This window comes from Dyella sp. 2RAB6, from assembly GCF_052115385.1.
In the GTDB taxonomy this organism is placed as follows: Bacteria; Pseudomonadota; Gammaproteobacteria; order Xanthomonadales; family Rhodanobacteraceae; genus Dyella_D.
Genome location: NZ_JBFRGP010000021.1, coordinates 39,995 through 61,936 on the forward strand (window position 1 = coordinate 39,995; position 21,942 = coordinate 61,936).

The following is a 21,942-nucleotide window of genomic DNA, read 5'->3' on the forward strand; positions in this document are numbered from 1 at the left end:
CATCAAATCACCTCGATACCGGGCGTTCCTTGTTCCACCGTCCCGATAATGCTCGCCCGCGGATACCCCGCCGCCTCGATCATCGCCCGTATCGCCTCCGCCCGCTCCGCCTTGCACGCCACCAGCAGGCCACCGGAGGTCTGCGGATCGGTCAACAACGCACGCCGCCACTCCGGCAACTCCGCCGGCAGCGCCACGCCATCGCCATAGCTGCTCCAGTTACGCTTCGACGCCCCGGTTACGTAACCCGCCTCGGCCAAGGCCTCGGCGCGCGCAAAGAACGGCAGCCGCGCCAGCTCGATGCGCATCCGCACGCCGCTGCCGCGCGCCATTTCCATGCCATGCCCGAGCAGGCCGAAGCCGGTGACATCGGTGATCGCATGCACGTCGTCGTCCTGCGCCAGCTCGTGCCCGATGCGATTGAGCAAGGTGGTCGAGGCCAGCATCTCGTCGTAAGCATCCGCCGGCAGCACCTGCTTCTTGAACGCCGCCGAATAGATGCCGACGCCGATGCCCTTGGTGAGAATCAGGGCATCGCCCGGCCGCGCCGCGGAATTGCGCCGCAGCTGCGCCGGCGTGCACAGGCCGATCGCCACCAGGCCATAGATCGGTTCGGCCGAATCGATCGAATGTCCGCCGGCCACCGGAATGCCGGCCTGCGTGCAGATCGACTCGCCACCGGCGAGGATCGCGCGCACCGTGTCCACCTCGAGCTTGCCCAGCGGCATGCCCAGGATGGCCAGGGCCATGATCGGCTTGCCGCCCATCGCGTACACGTCCGACAGCGCGTTGGCCGCGGCGATGCGGCCGAAATCGTAGGGGTCGTCCACCACCGGCATGAAGAAATCGGTGGTGGCGATCACGCAGGTGCCTTCGTCCACCTGCCACACCGCCGCGTCGTCGCTGGACTCGGTGCCTACCAGCAGTTGCGCGAACGGCTGCAGCGCGGGCTTGCCGGCGAGCAGCTCCTGCAATACCGCCGGCGCGAGCTTGCAGCCGCAGCCGCCGCCGTGCGCCAGATCGGTCAATCGCTCAGAGGCCATGTCGGATCCCTTGAATGCCGATAGCCTGAGGCCAGGCCGCGGGCAGCATAGCGGAACGATTACCCACTTTCCGTCACACGACGGGGCTATAGTCGGGCGTCCATTCCGCCAAACGCCTACGCCCATGCCGATCCTTTCCCGCCTTGCTTTCGCCGTGGCCCTGACCGCGACCACCCTGTCCGCCTCCGCGGCGGAACTGAAAGTGATGAGCTTCAATGTCCGCACCCTGGCCGCCCAGGACGGGCCCAATGCCTGGGACAAGCGGCGCGACCTGTTCGCCGAGACCATCCGCCAGGCGCATCCGGACGTGATCGGCACGCAGGAGCTGTTCAAGCAGCAAGGCGACGACACCGTGGCGCGCCTGCCGGAATACACCTGGTTCGGCCGCGACCGCTTCGGCAAGCATGCCGAAGAACACATGGGCATCTTCTATCGCAAGGATCGGCTCAAGCTGGTGAAGTCCGGCGACTTCTGGCTGTCGGATACGCCTGACAAGGTGGCCAGCATCACCTGGGGCAACGTGTTCCCGCGCATGGTCAACTGGGCGCTGTTCGAGCGGCTGGACGATCACCAGCGCTTCTATCTGCTGGACACGCATTTCCCCTATCGCGACCAGGACGAGGACGCCCGCACCAAAGGCGCGCGCGAAATGGCCGCGTGGATCGCCAAGCTGCCGGCGGACGTGCCGGTGATCGTCACCGGCGACTTCAACACCGAACCGGGCAGCGAAGCGCACAAGCTGCTCACCGCATCGTTGAAGGACGCCTGGGACACCGCGCCCAAGCGCGAAGGCCCGACCAAGACCTTCCACGACTTCACCGGCCAGCCGACCGTGCAGATCGACTGGATCCTCTATCGCGGCGTGAAGGCCAATGCGGTCCGCGTGCTGACCACCTCGAAGGACGGGCGTTATCCGTCCGATCACTTCCCGATCGCGGCCGATTTCACTATGTAAGCGGGTGGTCGCAACCATTCGTCGCTGTGGGGCGACTCAGTAGTGATCCAGGGCGTCCGGCCCTGGCGAGCCAGCGTCGCCCCGACTCATGAACGCACCCCAGCCCCGTCCTGCCGCCGGCCCCGGCCTCCTGGGCGATACCGTCGCTCGCGATTACTCCCACAAGCTGCGGCTGTTCAATGCCTTCGCCGAACCGGAACTGCGCCAGGCCATCGCCGCGCTGGCGCTGCAACCGGGCATGCGCGTACTGGATGCGGGCTGCGGCACCGGCGAAGCCCTGGGTTGGCTCGGCGCCCAGGTCGGCCATGCCGGCATGGTGGTGGGCCTGGACCTGGCGGCGGCCCACACCTCCGCGGCGCATCGGCAAGCGCCCCGCGATGCCTGGATCATGCAGGCCAACCTGCTGATGGCGCCGCTGGCGCGCGAGACCTTCGACCTGGTCTGGTCGGTCAATACCGTCAATCACCTGCGCGATCCCGAACAGGGCGTACGTGCCCTGGCCGCGCTGCTGCGTCCCGGCGGCCGCATCGCGCTGGGCCAGAGTTCGCTGCTGCCGGACATGTATTTCGCCTGGGACGCGCGCCTGGAGCGAGTGACCAACGAAGCCGTGCGTCAGTACTACCGCGACCGCTACAGCCTGCACGAACGCGACCTGACCGCCGTGCGTTCGCTGGTCGGCCTGCTGCGCCGCAGCGACCTGCGCGACGTCGCCGTGCGCACCTGCTTGATCGAACGAGTGGCGCCGGTGAATGCAGCCGACGAGGCCTATCTGGTCGAGGCGATCTTTCGCGGCAGCTGGGGCGAACGGCTACAGCCGTATCTGTCGGATGGGGACTACGCCGCGCTGGTCCGGCTGTGTGACCCTGAACATCCGGACTTTGCGCTGCGCCGTCCGGACTTCCATTTTCTGCAGAGCTTCACACTCGCCATCGGCGCGCTCTGATCGACAGAACCGGCCCGGCCGCCCATGGCATCCGCAGGCCATGTGTTAAGGTCGGCCGCTTATCGGGTACAGGACATTTATATGGCTATCAATCTGAAGTCGCTCTCTGCCGATCAACTGGCGGCCCTCATTTCCGACGCCCGCTCGCAACTGGAACAATCGCGCGGCCAGCAGATCAGCGAAGTGCGCGCCAAGATCGAAGCGCTGCTGCGATCGTCGGGCCTGACCCTGGCCGAGGTGTTTCCGCGCCAGGTCGGCAAGGGCCATAAGACCAAGGGCAGCGTGGCGGCCAAGTACCGCAACCCGGAAGATCCGAGCCAGACCTGGTCCGGCCGCGGCAAGCGCCCGCTGTGGCTGGTCGCCTCGCTGAAGAAGCGCGGCGTGACGCTGGACAGCCTGCTTATCGACGGCGCATCCGCAGCGGCCCCGGCCCGCGGCAGCGTGGCCACCAAGCGCGGCGCCAAGAAGGTGGCCGCGAAGGTGGCCAAGAAAGCCGGCAAGCGCGCGCCCGCGCGTGCCGCGAAGAAGGCCACCAGGAAAACCACGCGCCGCACCCGCAAGGGCTGATCCGCGCATGCCTCGCGGCCCGGCCAGTGCCGGGTCGCGACAGGCCGGCCGGGCCAGCCTCTATTTATCGTCACGTCGCACCATCCGGAATGGCAACGAGCCGCGCCCTGCTGCGCCGCACTCGATCTCAGCGCACGGGACTGCCGGTTTCCGTAACGTAAGCCGCGACTATCGCGACCATGCAGCCGGGCGAACCCCTGAACGCAAAGTGCCCCGCAAAGGCGGGGCACTGGATGCTTCCTTGAAGACGCCGCTGGCGCTTACTGGTGCACCTGCACCGGGTTGCAGCTCGGCGCGCTCAGGGTCGGCGGCGAGGCCAGCAGGCCCGGGGTCTGCATCGACGAGCAATTGAACACGCGACCCTTGTTGGTGGTGGCGGTGTAGGTCAACTGCTGGCCGCCCAGCTTGTCCGGCTCGCCAGCCTTCACATTGGAGATGGTCAGCTCGTCCGACGAGGCCAGGCCGATCATCTTCGCCGTCTCGGTCTGCAGCGGCACGATCGCCTCATTGACGCTCATGGTGGAGCAGCCGGCGAGCGCCAGCATGGACAACAGGCTCAAAGTCTTCCTCATGATTCCCTTTCCTTTTCCATGGTCGGTGTGGTCCCGCCGCCGTCGCGGACAAGCGGAGGAACGCCAGAAGCGCGTGGGGTGGTGGTCTTGCTGGCATCCCCTGAGCGGAATGGAATCCCCTTTCGACGCCTGAGCGCTTCGCGGCCAGATCCCTTTCCGCCGATCGAGACACCGGCAATGCGACTGATCCGACAGGGCATTCCTGGATCGGACGCATGACCGGCGCGCCTCGCTCGCGAGCATAGCACGCAGGTAATTGCGCACCAGTCGCGCTTTTCGGGTCGGCGAAATCCGTCACGTAATGCATGGCGGCGGCGCGATCGCCGCACCGTCACGTCACGCAAAGCGACGTGTCCGCCGCCTGCCTCACTCATCGCAACGACGAGCCATCTCAAGAATCCAGATCGCCCTCGTCCGGCCGGGCTGAGGTCGCCGCCACCAACGACTCCAGCTCGTGGCGAGCCATCCCCGTATCGCCCTGCTCCAGATAACCGAGCGCCTTCAACAGACGCTCGCGCAGCACCTGTGCCTGCGCTTCGCGGCGAGCACGGAAACGCGCCTGGCGTTGCGCACCAGTGAGCGGACTTTCCTTGCGCGGCCGTCCGCGGCTGCGCTTGAACGCCAAGGGCAACTGCAAGGTGCCGGGATCGCGTACGTCGACCATGTTCGTGCTCCTGGTGAGATCGCGCACATTTTAAGTTACGTAACTATAAATAGCAAGAGAAAATCGTCGATTTCTTAAAGAAATTCCAGAAAAACAAGCTTGTTAGGAAATTTTCTTAGAGTGATTTGTCTTGCTGTGGCGCGAAATCGGGGCCAGCCGATGTCATCGGACGGACGTCACGTAACGTCGCCGCGCGCAGCACAGAAATAAGCGAGGGTCGACCGCGTGGAATCGCTCGCACCCACCGGCCAGCCACGTCCCTGTCGGATTTTGTAAACGGCGGTCGCGGATACCGTAATGGCGACTTTGTTATACAAAGTGCCTGGCGATTTCCCAGGCAAAGGATCCGGCATGCACCGTCAATTCCTGCAGTTCTTCCTCGCCGGCGCGCTGTGCGCCCTGCTCGCTCCGGCATCGAGCCTTGCCGCTCCCGTCAGAGACACGCACTGGGTCGCCGCCTGGAGTGCAGCCATGGATTCGCCGGGGCCGCGACTGTCCGACCAGACCGTGCGCCAGATCGCCCGCGTCAGCATCGGCGGCTCGGCGCTGCGCGTGCGGCTGTCCAATCTCTACGGCGACGGCCCGGTGACGCTCGGTCCGGTGCATGTCGCCTTGCGCGCGGAAGGCTCTTCCATCGCGGAAGGCTCCGATCGCGAACTGCGCTTCGGCGGCAAACCCACCGTCACCATCGCCAAGGGCGACAGCGTGCTGAGCGACGCCGTCGCGCTGAAGGTGACGCCCCTGCAGGAGCTGGCGATCAGCCTCTACGTCCCTGCCGGTGCCGCTCCCGGCCCGTCGACGTTACATAACGCCGGCATGGCCACCGCCTACCTGACCGAACACGGCGATGCCACCGGCAGCACCAATTACCCCGGCACCGAAGTGCATGGCAGCCGCTTCTTTCTCAGCGGCATCGAAGTCGCCGGCCCGGTCGAACGCCACGTCATGGTGGCCTTCGGCGACTCCATCACTGACGGCGTCGGCGCCAGGCAGAACGTCTACGAACGCTGGCCCGACCATTTCGCCGCACGCCTGCGCGCCGATCCGGCACTGGCCACGGTCGCCGTGGTGAACGCCGGCATCGGCGGCAACCGTGTCTTGAACGACAACTTCGGCCCGAGCGCGCAGGCGCGCTTCGATCGCGATGCGCTGGACCAGCCCGGCGTGCGCTGGATCGTGCTGCTGGAGGGCATCAACGATATCGGCGGCTCCGGCCAGCCGGCCACGCCTAAGGACGACGTCTCCGCCGAGCAGATCATCGACGGCATGAAGGCATTGATCGCTCGCGCACACGCCAAGGGCGTGAAGATCTACGGCGCCACCCTCACCCCGTTCGGCGGCGCGGGCTGGCCGTATCACTCGTCACGTAACGAGCAGAAACGGCAGGCGGTGAATGCGTGGATCCGCAACGGCGGCGCCTTCGATGGCGTCGCGGATTTCGACCGCGCGACCCAGGACCCGGCCCACCCGGACCGCATGCTGCCGGCTTACGACAGCGGCGATCATCTGCATCCGAACGGGGCGGGTTTCGAGGCCATGGCGAAGGCGGTCGACCTGAAGTGGTTTGCGCCGTGAGCGCCCGCCCTTAGAAAAACTCCACGCGACCTGTCGATTCCCGGAAACTCCATTCGTCGTTCCCACACAAGCCGGATCGCCCGGCTCTGACGAGGAGATCCGATCATGCGACGCCTTATTCTGAAAATGTCCATCTCGCTCGACGGCTTCGTGGCCGGCCCGAATGGCGAGATGGACTGGATGCTCCGCAGCCGCGACGAAGGCGGCCGCAACTGGGTCGAAGAGACGCTGTGGCAGGCCGGCCTGCACATCATGGGAAGCCGCTCATTCTTTGCCATGGCCGGTTACTGGTCGACCGCGAACGACCCGCTCGCCGCGCCCATGAATGAAATCCCCAAGGCGGTCTTTACGCGGCAAAGCGCTTTGGACGTGAGTGCGGCAGGCTCGGGCAACTGGCCCCAGGCCGAAATCATCAACGGCGACCTGGCGACCGAAATCGCACGGCTCAAGCAGCAGCCCGGCAAGTACATCCTGGTGCAGGGCGGCGTCGAATTCGCACAGAACCTGGCGGCGGCCGGCCTGATCGACGAGTACCGGCTCGTCGTGCATCCGGTGGTGCTGGGGCAGGGTCAGGCGCTTTTCGCGCGAGTGCCCAAGCCGCTGGATCTGCAACTGCACGCATCGACGGTGTTCCGCTCCGGCACCACCGCCCTCGTCTACCGGCCGGCCTAGCGCGGATCGGCGGGCCTGCACGATTCCGGCTGCCGCTTTCAAAGCGAGGTTGATGCGCTTCAGGCGCACAGCCGGAATGCCTCACCAGCCGGAAAAAACTCCTACGCCGGATGCTGCTTTCCACACCCCATGCAGCATCGGTATGGCCCCCGGCGCCCTTCCCGCTCTCGCCCAAGCAGGCAGCCGCAGACATAGCAGGCCACCCCGCGCCCACGCCGCCAGCGCAGCAAGCGCCCGGCCTGCACCGCATACAAGGCCACGCTCGCCGCGCCGCCGGCGACGATCAGACAGGAAGGAAGATCGAGCGCCGACATGTCGCGCGCCAGGCGCGGCATGCCGAGCAGGCTTTCCGCACCCCAGGCGAACAGCGCGCCGCACAGCGCCGGCAGCAGGCAGGGTGCCATCAGGCGCAGGCACATCCGGTCGACATAGGACATGGCGGGCTCTCCGGGGACGAGCCCGCAAGCCTCGCCGAGGCACATCTCAAAGACTGAGACCGGCCGGCGCGCGACTACGCCGCGTGGATGAGCGGCCGCCCCTCGCCATCGCGCACGCAGGCCAGCGCCACGCCGTAGATCTTCGACAGCACCTGCGCATCCAGCACCTGTTCGCGGCCGCCGTGGCGCACCAGCCGCCCCTGCGCCAGCAGGGCAACGTCGTCGGCATAGCGCGCGGCGAGGTTGAGGTCATGCAGCACGGCGATCACGCCGAAGCCCTTGGCCGCGAGCTGCCGCGCATGGCCAAGCAACTCGTGCTGGTGGGCGATGTCCAGCCCGGCCTCCGGCTCGTCCAGCAACAGCCAGCCCGGCGCCTCGCGGCAATCCCAGATCTGCGCCAGCACCCGCGCCAGTTGCACGCGTTGCTGTTCGCCACCGGACAGCTCCAGGTAATTGCGCTGGCGCAAATCCCAGGTGCCGGCGGCCTGCATTGCCGCTTCGACGATGCGGCGATCGGACACCCGCGGCGCAGCCGCGCCATGCGGGCTGCGCCCGAGCATGGCCACCTCCTCGGCGCGAAAACCGAAACCTAGCTGCACCCGCTGCGACAGCATGGCGCGCCGCCGCGCCAAGGCCGCCGCGGGCCAGCGCGCCAGCGACGCGCCATCCAGCGTGGCGACCCCCATCGAAGGCTGCAGCAAACCGGCCAGCACGCCGAGCAGGCTGCTCTTGCCGGCGCCGTTCGGGCCGATCAGGGCCAGCACCCGGCCCGGTTGCGCGCGCAGATTCACCGCCTGCAATACGCGGCGGCTGCCGTAATGCAGGTGCACGTCGTGCGCCTCCAGGCAATGCTCATCCGCACCGGGCGCCGCGCGCCAATCCACCGCCAGGTTCATGCCATGTCTCCCACGCGCAGGCGCGACAGCAGCCACAGGAAGAACGGGCCGCCGAGCAAGGCGGTGATCACGCCCACCGGCAGCTCCGCCGGCACGACCGCGATGCGCGCCACCGCATCCGCGCCGATCATCAGGCTGGCCCCGGCCAGTGCCGAACCCGGCAACAACCATCGATGATCCGGCCCCCACACCAGCCGCAGCACATGCGGCACCAGCAGGCCGACAAAACCGATCACACCGCACATCGCCACCGCCGCCCCCGTAGCCAACGCCACCAATGCCACCAGCCGGCGTCGCAGGCGGCGCGGCTCGAAGCCGAGCAGGCTGGCCTCGCGTTCGCCGAGCAGCAAGGCATTCAAGGCGCGCGCCTGCGTCGGCAACCACAGCAGGGGCAGCAGCATCAGCGGCGCCACCGCGCCGAGCCGCGCCCAACTGGTGCCGCCGAGGCTGCCGAGAGTCCAGAAGGTCAGGTCGCGCAACTGGTGTTCGTTCGCCAGATACGTAAGCACGCCCACGCCGGCCATCGCGATCGCATTGATCGCTACGCCTGCAAGCAGCAGCGTGGCGACACCGGGGCGACGGCTGCCGAACAGGTACACCAGGAACGTCGCCAGCAAGCCGCCGGCGAAAGCAGCGCCGGCGATGACCAGCGAACCGAGCAAGGGCGACAGCGCCGTGGTCAGCGCACCGCCGAGCACGATCATGCCAATCGCACCGAGCGCCGCACCGGCCGACACGCCCACCAGCCCTGGTTCCACCAGCGGGTTGCGGAACAAACCCTGCATGGTGGCGCCACTGCAAGCGAGCGATGCGCCCACCAGGCTGGCCATCAGCACACGCGGCAAGCGCAGGCTCAGTACGATCGCATCCTGGCCCTGCATCGGCATGCCATCCAGCCAGCGCAGCAGTGCACCGAGCACCTGCGCCGCCGACAGCGGCATCGCGCCCACCGCCATGCCGCCGAGCGCGGCGGCAGCCAGCAGCGCCGCCAGCCCAAGCAGCGCCCAGGCACGTGCACTCAAGGCATGGCGATGAGGCAGCGCGATGCTGTTCAAGGCTGCGCGCCTGCCAGTACGCGTTGCAGTTGCAGTTCGTGCTCGGCATTGCGCGGACCGAAACCGAGCAGCGCCTGGCCGTCGACGAACACGATGCGCCGCGCCTTGCCCGCCGGCGTCAAGGCCACGCCGGGCAGGCGCAACACACCATCGACACCGCCCGCCGCATCCGCGCGCTCGCGCATCAGCAGGATCACCTCTGGCGCCAGCGCCACCAGCGCTTCGGCCGACACCGACTTGTAGCCGGTGAAGTCGTCCGCGACCTGGGTGCCGCCGGCCAGCGCAATGGCACTGGCCGCGGCCGTTTCGCGCCCGCCCGCCTTGGGACTGCCTTCGGTCGCCATCAGGAACAGCACGCGCGGGTGGCTTTTCATACCGGCAACCGCTTTCGCCAACTCGGTATATTGCGTGTCGAGCCGATGCGCGAGCGCTGCGGCCGCCGCATCGCGTCCCAGCGCATGCCCGATCGCGCGCACCTTCGCCACCACACCTGCGGGCGTGCGCGTGGTCGGCATCAGCTCGATGCGCACGCCGGCTTCGCGCAACTGCGCCAGCACCGTCGGCGGCCCTGCATCATGGGTGGCAAGGATCAGGTTGGGCCGCAAGGCCAGCACGCCTTCGGCGGCGAGCTGGCGCACATAGCCGACGTCCGGCAGTTCGCGCGCCGCCGCCGGCCACAGGCTGGTGCTGTCCACGCCGACCAGGCCCTGCTGCGCATCCAGCGCGTACACGGTCTCTGTAATGTCGCCGCCAAGCGCCACCACGCGCGGCGCCTCGGCCGCCACGGCCATCTGCGCGCACAGCGCGAGCGCCACGGCACCGAGCCAGCAACGGCTATGCTCAAACATGCGATACCTCCGCGCCGGACAGGCCTTCGGCCAGCTCGCGCCACGCCACCAACTCCGGCGTGCCGGGCTTGCGCTTGCCGAAGAACTGCACGATCTGGCCACCCTGGGCGTCGTACAACTCCAGCGAGGTTACCTGCCCTTCGGGGCTGGGCTTGCGCACCATCCAGCTTTCGGCGATGCGGTCCTCGCGCAGATGCAGGTTGAAATCCTCGTCCAGCACGTTGAGCCAGGGGCCGACGGTTTTGATGTTACGTACCGGACCGGTATGGATCTGCACGACGCCAGGCGAGCCGACGAACACCATGATCGGCAATCCGCTCGCCGCGGCGCTGTCCAGCACCGTGCGCACCGCGGCGCCATCCACCCGCCGCGCGAATTCGGCGCCGACCAGGCGCAAGGCCTGGGTACGCGTCACTTCATTTTTCTTCAGCAGCGCGAAGAAGTCGTGCGGGTCGCGCATGCGGCGCCATTGCTCGCGCAGCGAGACGACGTCCACCGCTTCGTCGTCGCGGCGCCGTGGCAGCGGCTCTTCCACCGCCACCAGCTCCAGCAGCGGCGACTGCACCGGCGCGGCGAAGCGTGTCACCAGGCCGGACCAGGCATCCTGCCGGCTGTGCTCGGTGAGATACACCTTGTGCACCGCGCGCCCGTCGCCATCGAAGAACTGCAAGCTGCGCAGCCAGCGTCCGCGCGATTCCTCGCGCACGGCAAAACCGAACACCCAGTGGCGCAGGAACAGGCGCAGGTCGATCGCCTCGTCCAGCACCACGCCCATCGCGCCGCCGATCTCGATGTTGGCGAACGTGCCCTTCTTCTCGTGCACGCAATGCTCGTTGCGGGTCAGCACCATCACCTGGCCCAGTTCCGGCAAGGCGCCAATCAGTTCGGCCCACGGGCCGTGCAGGCGGGTGACACCGTCGCCGCAGCGGCTGGCGACCAGTTCGGCCTCGCTCACGCCAAGCCGTTCGGCCAGATCGCGGGCGCGCAGCTGGGGTTGTTCCTCGCGCAGGCGGCGCCAGGCATCGAGCAGTTCCGGCAGCGAGGGCGGGACGGAAGCGGAAGTGATTTCGTTCAACATGCGTGGCACTCCTCTCAGAACGCGATCCGCGCAGCTACGCTGAACGCGCGGCCGGGCACGGTGAGGCGGTCGGCCGGGATACCGGCGGTGCCGGCGTCGTTGATCCCGTTGCCGCTGACCAGGTTGCCGAGGGCGCCGCTGTTCAAGCTGCCCCAGTCCCAGTACTTGCGGTCGGCCAGGTTGGTGACGCCGGCGTACAACTCGACCTTGGCCAGCGGCGAGTAATGCGCATACAGATCCAGCGTGGCGTAGCCACCGGGCCGGAACGCCTTGGGATCGCCCAGCCGGCTGTGCCGGCGCACGCCGGTGCCGAGCAGTTCGGCGCCCCACTGCCTGGCGTCGTAGGCGATACCGAGTACCAGCTTGGCCGGGTCCACCGTATTGAGCGGGCTGTAGCCGCTGGCGCCCGGCGCGATCAAGCGCCCGCTGGCGACCGCCGCGCTGCCGCGCACCGACCAGCCCTGCAAGGCCTCGTTGAAATAGCCCAGACGCAGTGCGCCGCTGGCTTCGGCACCTTTGATATAGGCCTTGCGCGCATTCACCGCCTGGTAGAACAGGTTCATGCCGGGATTCACCTGCACCCAATCCGGCACCTGGCTGGCCTTGAGCTGGTAGCCCGACCAGATGAAGTCGCGATAGCGGTTGTAGTACGCCGCCACATTGAACCAGCCCGCCTCGCCCTTGCCGCGCAGGCCCAGCTCCAGGCCGCGGCTGGTTTCGGCCTTGAGCTTCTCGTTGGGCAGGAAGGCGATATTGAAACCGGGGAACGGCTGCTCGTTCCAGGCGCCGGCGATCTCGCTGTACAGCGGTGGGCGAAAGCCCTGCGCGTAGTTGGCATACGCACTGAGCGTGCCGTTGAAATGCCACAGCACGCCAAGCTTGGGCGAGGCGTGGGTCTTGCTGTAGTTCTGCCGCACGTAGCCGGGGTTGTAGGCGGCGTACAGCGCATCCTCCTGCGGCTTGTACGCATAGCGATCCACGCGCACGGCCGGCGTGAGTTCGAGCTTGCCGCCGAGCAGGCCGATCTCGTCCTGCACGAAGGCCGAGTAGCGGTCCGTTTCGCTGCTCGGCATCAGATGCAGCGGATAGTTGCCAGGCATGAACGGCTTGCCGCTGCCGCTCGCTCCCGTGCGCTTGTTGACGCCATAGCCATCGGCGTACGACTGCGCATCGGTGCGCGACAGTTCCACGCCATAGCTGATCGCCTGCGTGACCGGCCCGCCCTCGCCCACCAGCTTCACCGCCACCAGCTTGCCGCCGAACACCTTCTCCTGCAGCGGCAGGCTCTGGTAGTAGCGCCGGAGCGTCGCGGTCTCGGTCTGCGTATTGGTGCGGGTACGGCTCTTCTGCCAATAGACATTCCAATCCAGCGTATCGGCCAGCACGCTGCCCAGTTGCGGAAACCATTGGCCGGCGGTGGCGCGCATGCGCACGTTCTCGTCCTGCGAGCGGTAATAACCGACGGTAGGCGTTACGCTCGACAAGGCGTCGGTGCGCGTGCGCGTCTGCGAACCGTCCAGGCTGATGCGGTCGGCGCGGCCGCTGTCGGCGGTGTGGACGTACTTGCCGAGGAAGCTGTCCAGGCTGTAGCTGCGTGGATCGGGCCGCGTGCGGGTGGCGCCGGTGCCGCCCACCTCGCCCTGGTTGGCCAGCTCCTGGCCCTCGCGATGGTTGCCGACAAACAGAATGCCGTTGCGCTTGTCGCCGCCTGCCAACGTCACCGTCGAAGTGAGGCTGCGATCGCTGCTGTCGTAGAGCTCCTTCAACGAGACATAGGTATCGCGGCCATCGCGCAGGTAATCGGCTGGATCCTTGGTGCGCAGGCTGACCACGCCGCCCAGCGCATCGGAGGGATACAGCACCGAAGCCGGGCCGCGCACGATCTCCACCGACTTCAGCTGATCCAGGTCGACGAAGTTGCGCCCCGCGCGGAAACTGCCGCCGGCCACGTCGGCGCCGAACGAAGCCGGCATCGAGACACCGTCGATCTCGATGCGCGTGCGGTTGCCGGACAGGCCGCGGATATTGAAGCTGTCCAGCCCAAAGCGGCCGCCGGTGCCGATCGCCGACACCCCCGGTTCGTAGCGAACCAGATCGCGGATGGACACATTCAGATGCCGGTCCATCTGCACGCGGTCGATGGTCGACACCGTGCCGGGCACATTGAGCTGGATCGATGGCGCCAGCGCGGTGACCTGCACGCGCGGCAGGTCGGTGGCGCCGGCAAGGGCAGCCGTATCGGCAGCCACGGCGGGAACAGCAAGCAGCGCGCCAATGATGGCGGCCAACGGAGTGATGCGAAGCATGGGCGAACCAGTCCTTTGCCTGAGCGTGAAATCACGCGGCGGGCTGGCAAAGGAAACGGAACTGCAGTTCCTGAGGCTGGCGGCCGATGGATGAAGCGTGGCGAGGGGCTGAACCCCTCACCCACAAATGAGAATCTATCTCATTTGGAAAACGGATGTCCAGATGGGTTCGTTCAAACGCGATGAAGGAGCACTGATTCCAGACGCCGATGCCGCAGCGTCAGACCGCCATCTGCATCAACACGGCCTTGTCGATCGCCTGCATCAACTCGGCGCGGCCATAGGGCTTGGCCAGGCGCACCACGCTTCCGGGCAGATCCTTCGGCGTCTCCGAATAACCCGAGGCCAGGATCGCCGGCAACTGCGGCCATTGCGCACGCGCCTGTATCAGCAACTGGTGGCCCTGCACGCCGGGCATCATCTGGTCGGTGATCAGCAGGTCCACTTCCACGCCGCCGAACAGCGCTTCCAGCGCTTCGTTCGCGGAAGATTTCTCGTAGGTGAGATGACCGATGTCTTCCAGCACCGCCGCGGTGGTGGCCAGGATCAGCGGATCGTCGTCCACCAGCATCACCCGCAACTGGCCGTTGCGCGAAGGCTCATCCATCGGCGACGGCGCTGCTTCGACTTGCGTTTCCGACGGCGCCACCGGCAGCCAGACTTCCGCCCGCGTGCCCTGGCCCGCTTCGCTGTGCAGCACCAGCCGCCCGTCGGACTGCTCGGCCAGCCCGTGCACCATCGACAGGCCCAGGCCAGTGCCCTTGCCCACCCCCTTGGTGGTGAAGAACGGCTCGGTGGCGCGTTCGAGCGTCGTCGCATCCATGCCCTGTCCTTCATCGCTCACCGACAGGCAGACATAGCGGCCAGGCGCCAGGCCCACCGCATGCCCTGGCTCGACCTGCACCGATTGCGCGCCGAGCGTGATGCGCCCGCCCTCCGGCATCGCATCGCGCGCATTCATCACGAGGTTGAGTATGGCCAGCTCGAGCTGGTTGGCATCGACCAGCACGCGCTCCAGCGAAATCGGAAACGCCAGGTCGACGCCGATGCGTGGCCCCAGCGAACGTTCCATCAATCCCATCAGGTTGCGCGCCAGCGGACGCAGATCCAGCGCGGCGGGTTTCAGCTCCTGCCGCCGCGCGAAGGCCAGCATGCGCCTGGTCAGCGTGGCGCCGCGCTCGGCGCCGGACAAGGCATTGCTGAGCAGGGCCAGGCTCGATGGATCGTGCTGCAGGCGGCGGGTCAGCAATTCCAGGTTGCCGATGATCGCCATCAGCAGATTATTGAAATCGTGCGCCACGCCACCGGTGAGCTGGCCCACCGCTTCCATCTTCTGCGCGTGGAACAGCGCCTCGCGCGTCTTCGCCAGCTCTTGCTCGGCCTCGCGCCTGACGGTGATGTCGCGGGTGATCTTGGCGAAGCCGACGTGCCGGCCCTGATCGTCCAGGATGCGGTCGATCACGATATGCGCCCAGAACCGGCTGCCGTCCTTGCGCAGGCGCCAGCCCTCGTTCTCGAACCGGCCCAGCCGCGCGGCGGTGGCCAGGCCCTTGGCCGGCAATTCGCGCGCGCGGTCTTCCTCGGTATAGAAGGTGGAGAAATGCTTGCCGATGATTTCGCGCGGCGCATAGCCCTTGATGCGCTGTGCGCCGGCATTCCAGCTCGATACCTTGCCTTGCGGGTCGAGCAGGTAGATGGCGTAGTCGGTGACGCCCTGTACCAGGATGCGGAACTGTTCCTCGCTGCGCCGCTGGTTTTCCTCGGCCAGTTTGGCCGCGGTGAGGTCGCGCGCCAGGATGGCGAAGCCGATCTGTCCGCCGTCGTCGCCATAGACCGGGTCGACCGTCAGATGCGCCCAGAAGCGGCTGCCATCCTTGCGCAGCTGCCAGCACTCCGTCTCGTGGCGGCTATCCTCCAGTGCTTGGTCGAGGATTCCGGCGGGCAATCCCAGCGCGCGGTCTTCGTGTACGAAGAAGGTGTCGAAGGGTGCGCCGAGGATGTCCTGCGCAGCGTAGCCTTCGCAGCGTTCCGCCCCTTTGTTCCAGCTACGCACGGCGGCGTCGGTGCCCAGCATATAGATGGCGTAATCGATGACGGCGTCCACGGGATAGTCGGCAGGTGTGCTTTTCGGTATGCGCCAAACGCTTCGCCATCGGACGCTAATCGCCCCAAAGTGATCGTGACGTGACTCATGCAGCACCGCATCTCATGCCGCTAACTTGCATGAAGGGGTTCCCCTTCAGCGTCCCCAAGCGCGAACATAAGCGCTTCGTTTCCGGAGCCCCGCGATGCCAGCGCCAGCCCAGTCCCTCGTCCACGCCCCGCTCATCGCCTTCGACCTGGGCGCACTCGATGCCCTCATCCGCGGCCTCCCCGACGACTTCCCGCCCCCGCTCTACCGCACCCTCGAAGAACTGCATACCCGCCTCAGCGACTATCACCGCCTGGCCGGCACCATCGTCCCGCGCGAGGAACTGGCCGCCCTGTATCAGGCCATCGTCGCCCCGCTGGACGAGGTCGAGGCGCAATCCCGCGCCCGCGTGCTCAGCGAATCGATGGAACCCTGGTGCCATGAAGTCAATCGCCAGATGACCCCGCTGCGCGAGGCGATCACCGGCGAAGTCACCGATATCGTGGCGTTCGACGACGAAGGTTGGGACGCCTGAGCCGCCAGGCGCATGTTTTTTCGGCCAAACTGACTGGCGGCGAAACCAAGCCATGGTGTTTCACTGCTTTTTTGACAGCCCCTTCACCGCGCATTTCAAAAAGTCCGTCATCACCCGTCTAGGCTTCCGTTCAAGTGGTTTGGACCGGAAACGTCATGAAGGCAGCGGTACGCGAAGAGTGGCTGGAAGAGGCCCCCGTGGCGATGGCGCCGCGCGCGGGAGCGCTATTGCTGTGGCGTTCGTTCCAAGGCCGCTGGGACCTGGGCTACACCCCCGTCCCGCGCCAGCTCCACGGCTATCTCAGCCACGCGCGCCATAGCCTGGCCCATCTGCCGCGGCAACTGGCCTGGCTGCGCTTCCTGGATGGTTCGGAAGAAATGCGCCAGGCGGTGCGTAGCGATCCCGGCCTGTACAGCCGCTGGCATGCCCCCTTCGTTTCGCGCGAACTAAGCGCGTCCGCACGCCTGCGCATTCTCGAAGCGCACTATCGCTTCCTGCTCGACCGCTTCCCGCCGCGCCTGCGCGACAAGCTGCTGCGCGGCCACGACGTACGCATCGGCACCCTGCGCCTGCGCAACGGCGAGCCGATCCATCTGCATCTGCGCAAACCCGCCGTGCGCGCGATGGGCGAACTCGGGCTGTATCTGGTCACCGGCAACAAGGAAGTGCTGTCGTCGTGCATCTTTACCTTCGGCGGCGAGGAAGGCCTGCTGATCGGCGCCATGCAAGGCTCCTGGTCCTTCCTGGGACGCGCGCCGATCCGCGAATTCACCCGCGGCAGCCATGGCGTGCGGCCGAAGAACCTGCTGCTGACCCTGATGCGCGTAATGTCGCGCCTCTACGGCATCGAGCGCCTGCGCGGCGTCGCACACTCGGCTCATCCATTCGCCACGCGCATCCAGTCCGACTACGACAGCTTCTGGCAGGAGAACGGCGGCATCGCCGGCGACGACGGCTTCCACGAACTCCCGCGCTTCGGCGCACGCCGCCCCGTCCGCCTGCTACCCAGCAAGCGCCGCGCGGCGCGCCGACAACGCGAACAGTTCCTGGATGAAGCACGCGCCGTGTTCCTGCGCGCGCTGGATTGGCGCCGGCCTTCGCAACCGTCGCCCGACGGGCGCCGCGATGGCTCGCGGGTGCCGCCGGTAACGCTGCGGCCACGGGCCTGGGCGTGAGCCGTCTCAACGCAAGGCGTGCAATGCCTCGCGCAGCACGGCTTGAAGACGGGGATCGCGCGACATCGCCTCGTTCACCGCGCTGACCACACCGGCGAACGCCGGATCGCCCTCCACGCCCTGGCCCCACTCGTGCTGCAGGATGCAGCGCAACAGCTGGGGCTGGATCGTGCGCAAGCCTTCTTCGCTATCGATATCGACGCCCACCGAAAGCTGGCGCAATTGGGCCCGCAGATCCGCCGGCACCGCATCGCTGCCGGCGTCCGTCTCCGCCGCGCCGGCTTTCGACCTTGAAAGCTTGCGCAGCGCATCGATCAAGGCGGACGTCTGGGTGGGGCGTATGCGATCCATCGAAAGACCTGGTTGGGCCGATCAAGCCGGCAGCTAGAGCACGAATTGCCAGGCATCCGCCTGCATGAGCGATCTTAACCGTTCAAGCCCCTGCCGATGCAGCTGGGAAATCCGCCCCTTGGTCAGAGCCAGCGCCAGGGCGATCTCGACGAAGGCCATGTGCTGCAGATAGTGCAGCTGCAATATCAGGCGCTCCCGTTCGGGCAGGCGCGCGAGGTGGCGATGGATGCGCTCACCCAACTGGTGCCGCACCGCTTCGTCATAAGGCGTGGGCACGCTGGTGTGCTCGGGTTCGAGCGGGACTGACAAAGCGTAACCGGCGCCGAGTGAGGTGACCAGGCGCACCAGGCGCTCCACCGGATCGCCGTCGGCATCTTCCAGCAGGGAATCCACGCTGTCGACGCGCACCAGTTCGCGTACCTCATGGGTTGCCGCCAGCGCCCGCAGCCCGTTGAACACGGCGCCGCGCACGCGTTGCCGGGCATAGGCCTCGAATGGCACGCCGCGCAGATAGTCGAAAGCGTCGATCGCCTCGATCAAGCCGATCGAAGCGTTCTGCACATAGTCCGGCCAGTCTGCGCTGCGCCCGCGCACCCGCATGAACACCGCGCGCGCCAGCTTGCGCGCCCAGCCGACGTAATGCGCGAGCAAGGCTTCGCGTGCTTTCAGGTCGCCGGAAACGCACCAGCGCGCCCATAGCTCGGCCCCGGGATCGGCAGCCTGCTGTTCCGCTGGATACGGCATGGCGGCCATTTCAGTACCTGTAGCTTCCCAGCAAGGCCTGCGCCACCAGCACCCAGCCGTTGATCAGCAGGAACAGCAAGACCTTCAACGGCAGGCTCACCGTGGCCGGCGGCACCATGATCATGCCGAGCGCCATCAGGATCGCGGCCACCACCAGATCGATCAGCAAGAACGGAAGGAAGATCACGAAACCGATCTGGAACGCCGTGCGCAGCTCGCTCAGCATGAAGGCCGGAATCAGATGCAGCGCCTGCACGTCCACCAGCGACTTCGGCTGCGCCGCGCCGGCCATGTCCACCACCGCGCGCAGATCGCTTTCGCGGGTCTGCCGTATCATGAATTCCTTGAACGGCTGGAAGCCCTGCGTCACCGCGGTTTCCGTGCTGATGCCGTTGGCCAGCCACGGGTCCAGCGCGTGGTCCTTGGCCGATTGCAGCACCGGCATCATCGAGAACAAGGTGAGGAACAGCGACAGCGTGATCACCACTGCATTCGGAGGCGTCTGCTGCAGGCCGAGCGCCGTGCGCAGCATCGACAGCACGATCACGATACGGGTAAACGACGTCATCGCGATCAACAGCGCGGGCAGCAGCGACAGTGCCGTGAGCACCGCCACCTGCCGCAGCGCCGGCGCGAGATCGGCGCTGTTCTGGTTCACCGCATCGCGCAAGGGATCCATCGCCGCAGCCGCCGGCAGGCAGAACGCGACGCCAAGCACCGCCGCGCCGGCCAGCCACGCATGGCGCTGCCACCGACCCTTCATCGAAACTCTCCCTCGTTCGCCGGCCGTTCGAGCGGACGCAGCGCGGTAACCTGCACGCCGCTGCGCGCTTCCACCACCAGCAGCCGCTCGTCGCCATCGTGCAGCACGTAGGCCGAACAACCCGGCCCCAGACGCAGGCGTTGCGCCACGCTTACGCCAGAAGGCGGCATACGCGGCCCTTTCGCCAGCGCAGCGCCATTCCAGCCGCGGCGCTTGAGCACCCACAGCGCGGCAAAAGCCGCACCCAGCAACAGCGCGGCAACCAGCAGACTGGTGCCGCCCGAAGCGGCAGGCGCAGGCTCCCGGCTGAAGGGAATCGGCGTGGCCGGCGCGACCGAAGCCGCGACCGCCGGCATGGCGGCATCCACATGCATGGGCTTACAGCACCTGCACGATCTGCACGCCGAAGTGATCGCCCACCGCCACCAGCTGCGCGGTAGCCACCGGCTTGCCGTTGAGCTGCAGGGTCACCGGCTCTTCCAGCCCCTGCCCCAGCGTGAGCACCTTGCCCGCCTTCAGCTCGAACAGCTCGGCCAGGCTCACTTCCGTCTCGCCCAATACGGCGGTGAGGCGCACTTTGACGTGACCTACCAGGTTCAGATCAGGCGCAGCAGCGCGCGCAGTGGCGCTATCGCCAGCCGCCTCGGCATCGGCAAGCGGCGGCAACGCGAGGGGTTCGACCAGTACAGAATTCATGGCGTGGACTCCAGATGTTCGGTGGACGCAAGGCGCAAGGCGCGACGTCCGTCGCGTTCGCCGAGCTGTCCTTGATAGAGCGGCCGGTCGATGCCGGCCACGGTGATATCCAGCGGACGGGACAGCGGCGCCAGCGTGGCGATCACATCGCCCGGCGCCAGGCCTTGCAGTTCGTCCAGCGCGATCTCGCCCAGATCGAGCGAAGCGCACAACCGCGCGGACGCGGGCGCGATCGCTTCGATCCGCGCCACCAGCGGCGTCGCGCGCGATGCGGGCGAAGGCGCCCAATGCGCGGCGGCGCGGCGGTCCAGCCAGAGCCGCAGCCGCAGTCCGCCCACACCGAGCACGAGCGCGCAGCCGCCCCAGCGCGGGTCGGCCAGCGTGTCCGGCACCTCTTCGATATCGCGCAGGCTGGAACGATCGAGCTTGTCGACACCGGTCATGCGACGCGCCAGATCCACCAGCGCGGAACGCTCCAGATGAGCCGCCAGCTCGCCACCCTGATCAGCAGCAAGACCGGTCAACGAGCCGACCAGATCGCCATCGATGCAGAACACCACGCCGCGGCCCTCGACCTGCCGGCACACTCCATCGGGCACCACATCGATACCGCCATCGGCAGCCACCTGCGCCGAGCTCATGGCCCAGGCATCCCACCACGCCTGCACGATGGCGCCCGCCTTCGCCGCGACAGCGCGGCGGCGCGTCTCGCCCATCCATCCGAACGCCTTAGCCGCCACCGCCGCCTCCGGTGCTGGAATACAGCTGCTGCAGCATGCTGTCGGTCACGGTGAGCACGCGCGAACTGGCCTGGTAGCCGCGCTGCACGATGATCATTTCGGTCAGCTCGCGGGTGAGGTCGACATTGGACTGTTCCAGGCTGCCGCCAAGGATCTTGCCCAGATGGCCGGACGTCGCCTTGCCGTAGTTGAGCTTCACATCGGGCCCGGCGGTATAGAGCGCGCCGGGGCCCATCTGCAGCAACTGCTCGTCCGCCACTTCGGCCAGGGCCAGCTGCGGCCCGGTCTTCTTCTCGTTGTCCGAGTAGGTGATCTGCAGCAGGCCGGCGGCGTCGAAGCTCACCTGCGACATGCCGACCACGGCATGTCCGTCCACGGCATGCGCGCCGATATTGGAACTCGCGCCCGTGATCTGCGTCGCGCCCGAGAACCCGCCCGGCGTACCCGCATTGAACGTCACCTGCTGGCTCGCACCATTGCCGCTGATGGTGACGTTGAAACTGCTGAAGCCCGGTGTCGGCGTGCCGCTGGTGTCGAAACGCAACTCACCGCTGCCGACCACATTGCTGCCTTCCTTGACCGAGACCAGCCAGTCGTTGGCAGTGACGGTCTTGTTGTTGGTCAGCGTGACGGTCAGCGTGTGCAGGCCGCCGGAGGCGTCATATACCTGCAGGCCGGTGACCTGCTGGGTGGTGTCGTTGGGCGACAGGTTGCCGCTGAAATTGACCGAAGTGGTGGCCTGCGGCGGCAGTGTCTGCAGATCCTTGATGGTGAAATCCGTCAGGCCGCCAGCAGCGTCCAGCGCGGCGACGCGGTAGCCGGTCACGTCGTCGATCAGATAGCCGCCGTCGTCGAAACGGAAATGGCCGCCGCGCGTATAGAACAACTTGCCGTTGTCGTCGCGCAGCACGAACAGACCCTTGCCCTGGATCGCGGCATCGGTACTGGTGCCGGTCTGCTGCGTATCGCCCTGGCCCAGGTCGGTCACGTCCTGCGACAGGCGGCTGCCGATGCCATCGCCGGCGTTCTCGAAGAACGCGCTCTGGCCGGGGCCTATCCTAGATTTTGTGTAAACGGGGCATTGGCAGGAAACTGCCATCTGACCCGGAGACACCATGAGTCCACGCAAACACGAAGTGCCCGACGAGCTGCTTAGCAGTCTGTTAGCCAACTATCAGAAGCCCGAAGATCTCGTT

The 21,942-nt window shown here is 67.0% G+C and carries 24 protein-coding genes; 7 read left to right on the forward strand and 17 right to left on the reverse strand.

The features are described 5' to 3' along the window. Positions 1-2 precede the first annotated feature (2 nt). Entirely contained in the window at positions 3-1,043 is a 1,041-nt protein-coding gene (selD, locus tag AB4083_RS19950; RefSeq protein ID WP_441610253.1) for a selenide, water dikinase SelD, read from the reverse strand. A gap of 124 nt (positions 1,044-1,167) precedes the next feature. On the opposite strand from selD, the gene AB4083_RS19955 reads away from it, so the two are divergent. The 3 genes from AB4083_RS19955 (at position 1,168) to AB4083_RS19965 (ending at position 3,508) form a co-directional block, all read left to right on the forward strand. Beyond that, positions 1,168-1,998, forward strand: a complete 831-nt coding sequence (locus AB4083_RS19955) for an endonuclease/exonuclease/phosphatase family protein (RefSeq protein WP_441610254.1) — start codon at positions 1,168-1,170, stop codon at positions 1,996-1,998. Positions 1,999-2,086: 88 nt separating this feature from the next. Further along, entirely contained in the window at positions 2,087-2,941 is an 855-nt protein-coding gene (locus tag AB4083_RS19960) for a class I SAM-dependent methyltransferase (RefSeq protein ID WP_441610255.1), read from the forward strand. A gap of 81 nt (positions 2,942-3,022) precedes the next feature. After that, complete coding sequence (locus AB4083_RS19965) at positions 3,023-3,508, forward strand: H-NS histone family protein (protein WP_441610256.1); 486 nt, start codon at positions 3,023-3,025, stop codon at positions 3,506-3,508. Positions 3,509-3,768: 260 nt separating this feature from the next. Here AB4083_RS19965 and AB4083_RS19970 read toward each other — a convergent pair whose 3' ends face one another. Both AB4083_RS19970 and AB4083_RS19975 read right to left on the reverse strand, forming a co-directional pair. Beyond that, a complete protein-coding gene (locus AB4083_RS19970; RefSeq protein ID WP_441610257.1) occupies positions 3,769-4,080 on the reverse strand; it encodes a hypothetical protein in 312 nt (103 codons plus the stop codon). A gap of 391 nt (positions 4,081-4,471) precedes the next feature. Further along, positions 4,472-4,744, reverse strand: a complete 273-nt coding sequence (locus tag AB4083_RS19975) for a hypothetical protein (RefSeq protein WP_441610258.1) — start codon at positions 4,742-4,744, stop codon at positions 4,472-4,474. A 351-nt stretch (positions 4,745-5,095) separates the two neighbouring features. Between AB4083_RS19975 and AB4083_RS19980 the strand changes: the two genes are divergently transcribed. Continuing rightward, the gene (locus AB4083_RS19980) at positions 5,096-6,319 is read left to right on the forward strand and encodes an SGNH/GDSL hydrolase family protein (RefSeq protein WP_441610259.1); all 1,224 of its coding nucleotides are present in this window, start codon (positions 5,096-5,098) and stop codon (positions 6,317-6,319) included. A gap of 105 nt (positions 6,320-6,424) precedes the next feature. Beyond that, positions 6,425-6,991 (forward strand): dihydrofolate reductase family protein, encoded by a 567-nt coding sequence (locus AB4083_RS19985; RefSeq protein WP_441610260.1) that lies wholly within the window; start codon positions 6,425-6,427, stop codon positions 6,989-6,991. Positions 6,992-7,092: 101 nt separating this feature from the next. Here the strand turns inward: AB4083_RS19985 and AB4083_RS19990 are convergent, their stop codons facing one another. The 7 genes from AB4083_RS19990 to AB4083_RS20020 all read right to left on the reverse strand — a co-directional run bounded on the left by AB4083_RS19990 (position 7,093) and on the right by AB4083_RS20020 (position 15,715). Next, positions 7,093-7,428: a hypothetical protein gene (locus AB4083_RS19990; protein ID WP_441610261.1), complete on the reverse strand. Its 336-nt coding sequence runs from the start codon at positions 7,426-7,428 to the stop codon at positions 7,093-7,095. A 74-nt stretch (positions 7,429-7,502) separates the two neighbouring features. Next, the gene (locus AB4083_RS19995) at positions 7,503-8,324 is read right to left on the reverse strand and encodes a heme ABC transporter ATP-binding protein (protein WP_441610262.1); all 822 of its coding nucleotides are present in this window, start codon (positions 8,322-8,324) and stop codon (positions 7,503-7,505) included. After that, positions 8,321-9,379, reverse strand: a complete 1,059-nt coding sequence (locus AB4083_RS20000) for a FecCD family ABC transporter permease (RefSeq protein WP_441610263.1) — start codon at positions 9,377-9,379, stop codon at positions 8,321-8,323. Before AB4083_RS20000 ends, AB4083_RS19995 begins: the two co-directional genes overlap by 4 nt. After that, positions 9,376-10,227 carry a heme/hemin ABC transporter substrate-binding protein gene (locus AB4083_RS20005; protein WP_441610264.1) on the reverse strand — a complete coding sequence of 284 codons (852 nt, stop codon included), beginning with the start codon at positions 10,225-10,227 and terminating at the stop codon, positions 9,376-9,378. The genes AB4083_RS20000 and AB4083_RS20005 overlap by 4 nt, the downstream gene beginning before the upstream one ends. Then, on the reverse strand, positions 10,220-11,305 hold the full coding sequence (locus tag AB4083_RS20010; RefSeq protein ID WP_441610265.1) for a hemin-degrading factor: 1,086 nt from the start codon (positions 11,303-11,305) through the stop codon (positions 10,220-10,222). Before AB4083_RS20010 ends, AB4083_RS20005 begins: the two co-directional genes overlap by 8 nt. 14 nt (positions 11,306-11,319) lie before the next feature. Next, a complete protein-coding gene (locus AB4083_RS20015; protein WP_441610266.1) occupies positions 11,320-13,611 on the reverse strand; it encodes a TonB-dependent hemoglobin/transferrin/lactoferrin family receptor in 2,292 nt (763 codons plus the stop codon). 220 nt (positions 13,612-13,831) lie between these two features. After that, positions 13,832-15,715, reverse strand: coding sequence for a PAS domain S-box protein (locus tag AB4083_RS20020; RefSeq protein ID WP_441610267.1), 1,884 nt, complete (start codon positions 15,713-15,715; stop codon positions 13,832-13,834). A 184-nt stretch (positions 15,716-15,899) separates the two neighbouring features. Between AB4083_RS20020 and AB4083_RS20025 the strand changes: the two genes are divergently transcribed. Continuing rightward, a complete protein-coding gene (locus AB4083_RS20025) occupies positions 15,900-16,277 on the forward strand; it encodes a hypothetical protein (protein WP_441610268.1) in 378 nt (125 codons plus the stop codon). 155 nt (positions 16,278-16,432) lie between these two features. After that, on the forward strand, positions 16,433-17,452 hold the full coding sequence (locus AB4083_RS20030) for a DUF535 family protein (RefSeq protein ID WP_441610269.1): 1,020 nt from the start codon (positions 16,433-16,435) through the stop codon (positions 17,450-17,452). Positions 17,453-17,458: 6 nt separating this feature from the next. Here AB4083_RS20030 and AB4083_RS20035 read toward each other — a convergent pair whose 3' ends face one another. Genes AB4083_RS20035 through AB4083_RS20065 form a run of 7 tightly spaced genes read right to left on the reverse strand, consistent with a single transcriptional unit; the run spans position 17,459 to position 21,845 of the window. Beyond that, the gene (locus AB4083_RS20035) at positions 17,459-17,803 is read right to left on the reverse strand and encodes a hypothetical protein (protein ID WP_441610270.1); all 345 of its coding nucleotides are present in this window, start codon (positions 17,801-17,803) and stop codon (positions 17,459-17,461) included. Between the two features lie 33 nt (positions 17,804-17,836). After that, positions 17,837-18,556 carry a sigma-70 family RNA polymerase sigma factor gene (locus AB4083_RS20040; RefSeq protein ID WP_441610271.1) on the reverse strand — a complete coding sequence of 240 codons (720 nt, stop codon included), beginning with the start codon at positions 18,554-18,556 and terminating at the stop codon, positions 17,837-17,839. 1 nt (position 18,557) lies between these two features. Continuing rightward, positions 18,558-19,310, reverse strand: a complete 753-nt coding sequence (gene fliP, locus AB4083_RS20045) for a flagellar type III secretion system pore protein FliP (RefSeq protein WP_441610272.1) — start codon at positions 19,308-19,310, stop codon at positions 18,558-18,560. Beyond that, complete coding sequence (locus AB4083_RS20050) at positions 19,307-19,666, reverse strand: hypothetical protein (protein ID WP_441610273.1); 360 nt, start codon at positions 19,664-19,666, stop codon at positions 19,307-19,309. Before AB4083_RS20050 ends, fliP begins: the two co-directional genes overlap by 4 nt. Positions 19,667-19,688: 22 nt before the next feature. Next, the gene (locus tag AB4083_RS20055; protein WP_441610274.1) at positions 19,689-20,006 is read right to left on the reverse strand and encodes a FliM/FliN family flagellar motor switch protein; all 318 of its coding nucleotides are present in this window, start codon (positions 20,004-20,006) and stop codon (positions 19,689-19,691) included. Continuing rightward, the gene (locus AB4083_RS20060) at positions 20,003-20,722 is read right to left on the reverse strand and encodes a FliM/FliN family flagellar motor C-terminal domain-containing protein (RefSeq protein WP_441610275.1); all 720 of its coding nucleotides are present in this window, start codon (positions 20,720-20,722) and stop codon (positions 20,003-20,005) included. The genes AB4083_RS20055 and AB4083_RS20060 overlap by 4 nt, the downstream gene beginning before the upstream one ends. A gap of 13 nt (positions 20,723-20,735) precedes the next feature. Then, positions 20,736-21,845 carry a flagellar hook-basal body complex protein gene (locus AB4083_RS20065; RefSeq protein ID WP_441610276.1) on the reverse strand — a complete coding sequence of 370 codons (1,110 nt, stop codon included), beginning with the start codon at positions 21,843-21,845 and terminating at the stop codon, positions 20,736-20,738. Positions 21,846-21,942 lie beyond the last annotated feature (97 nt).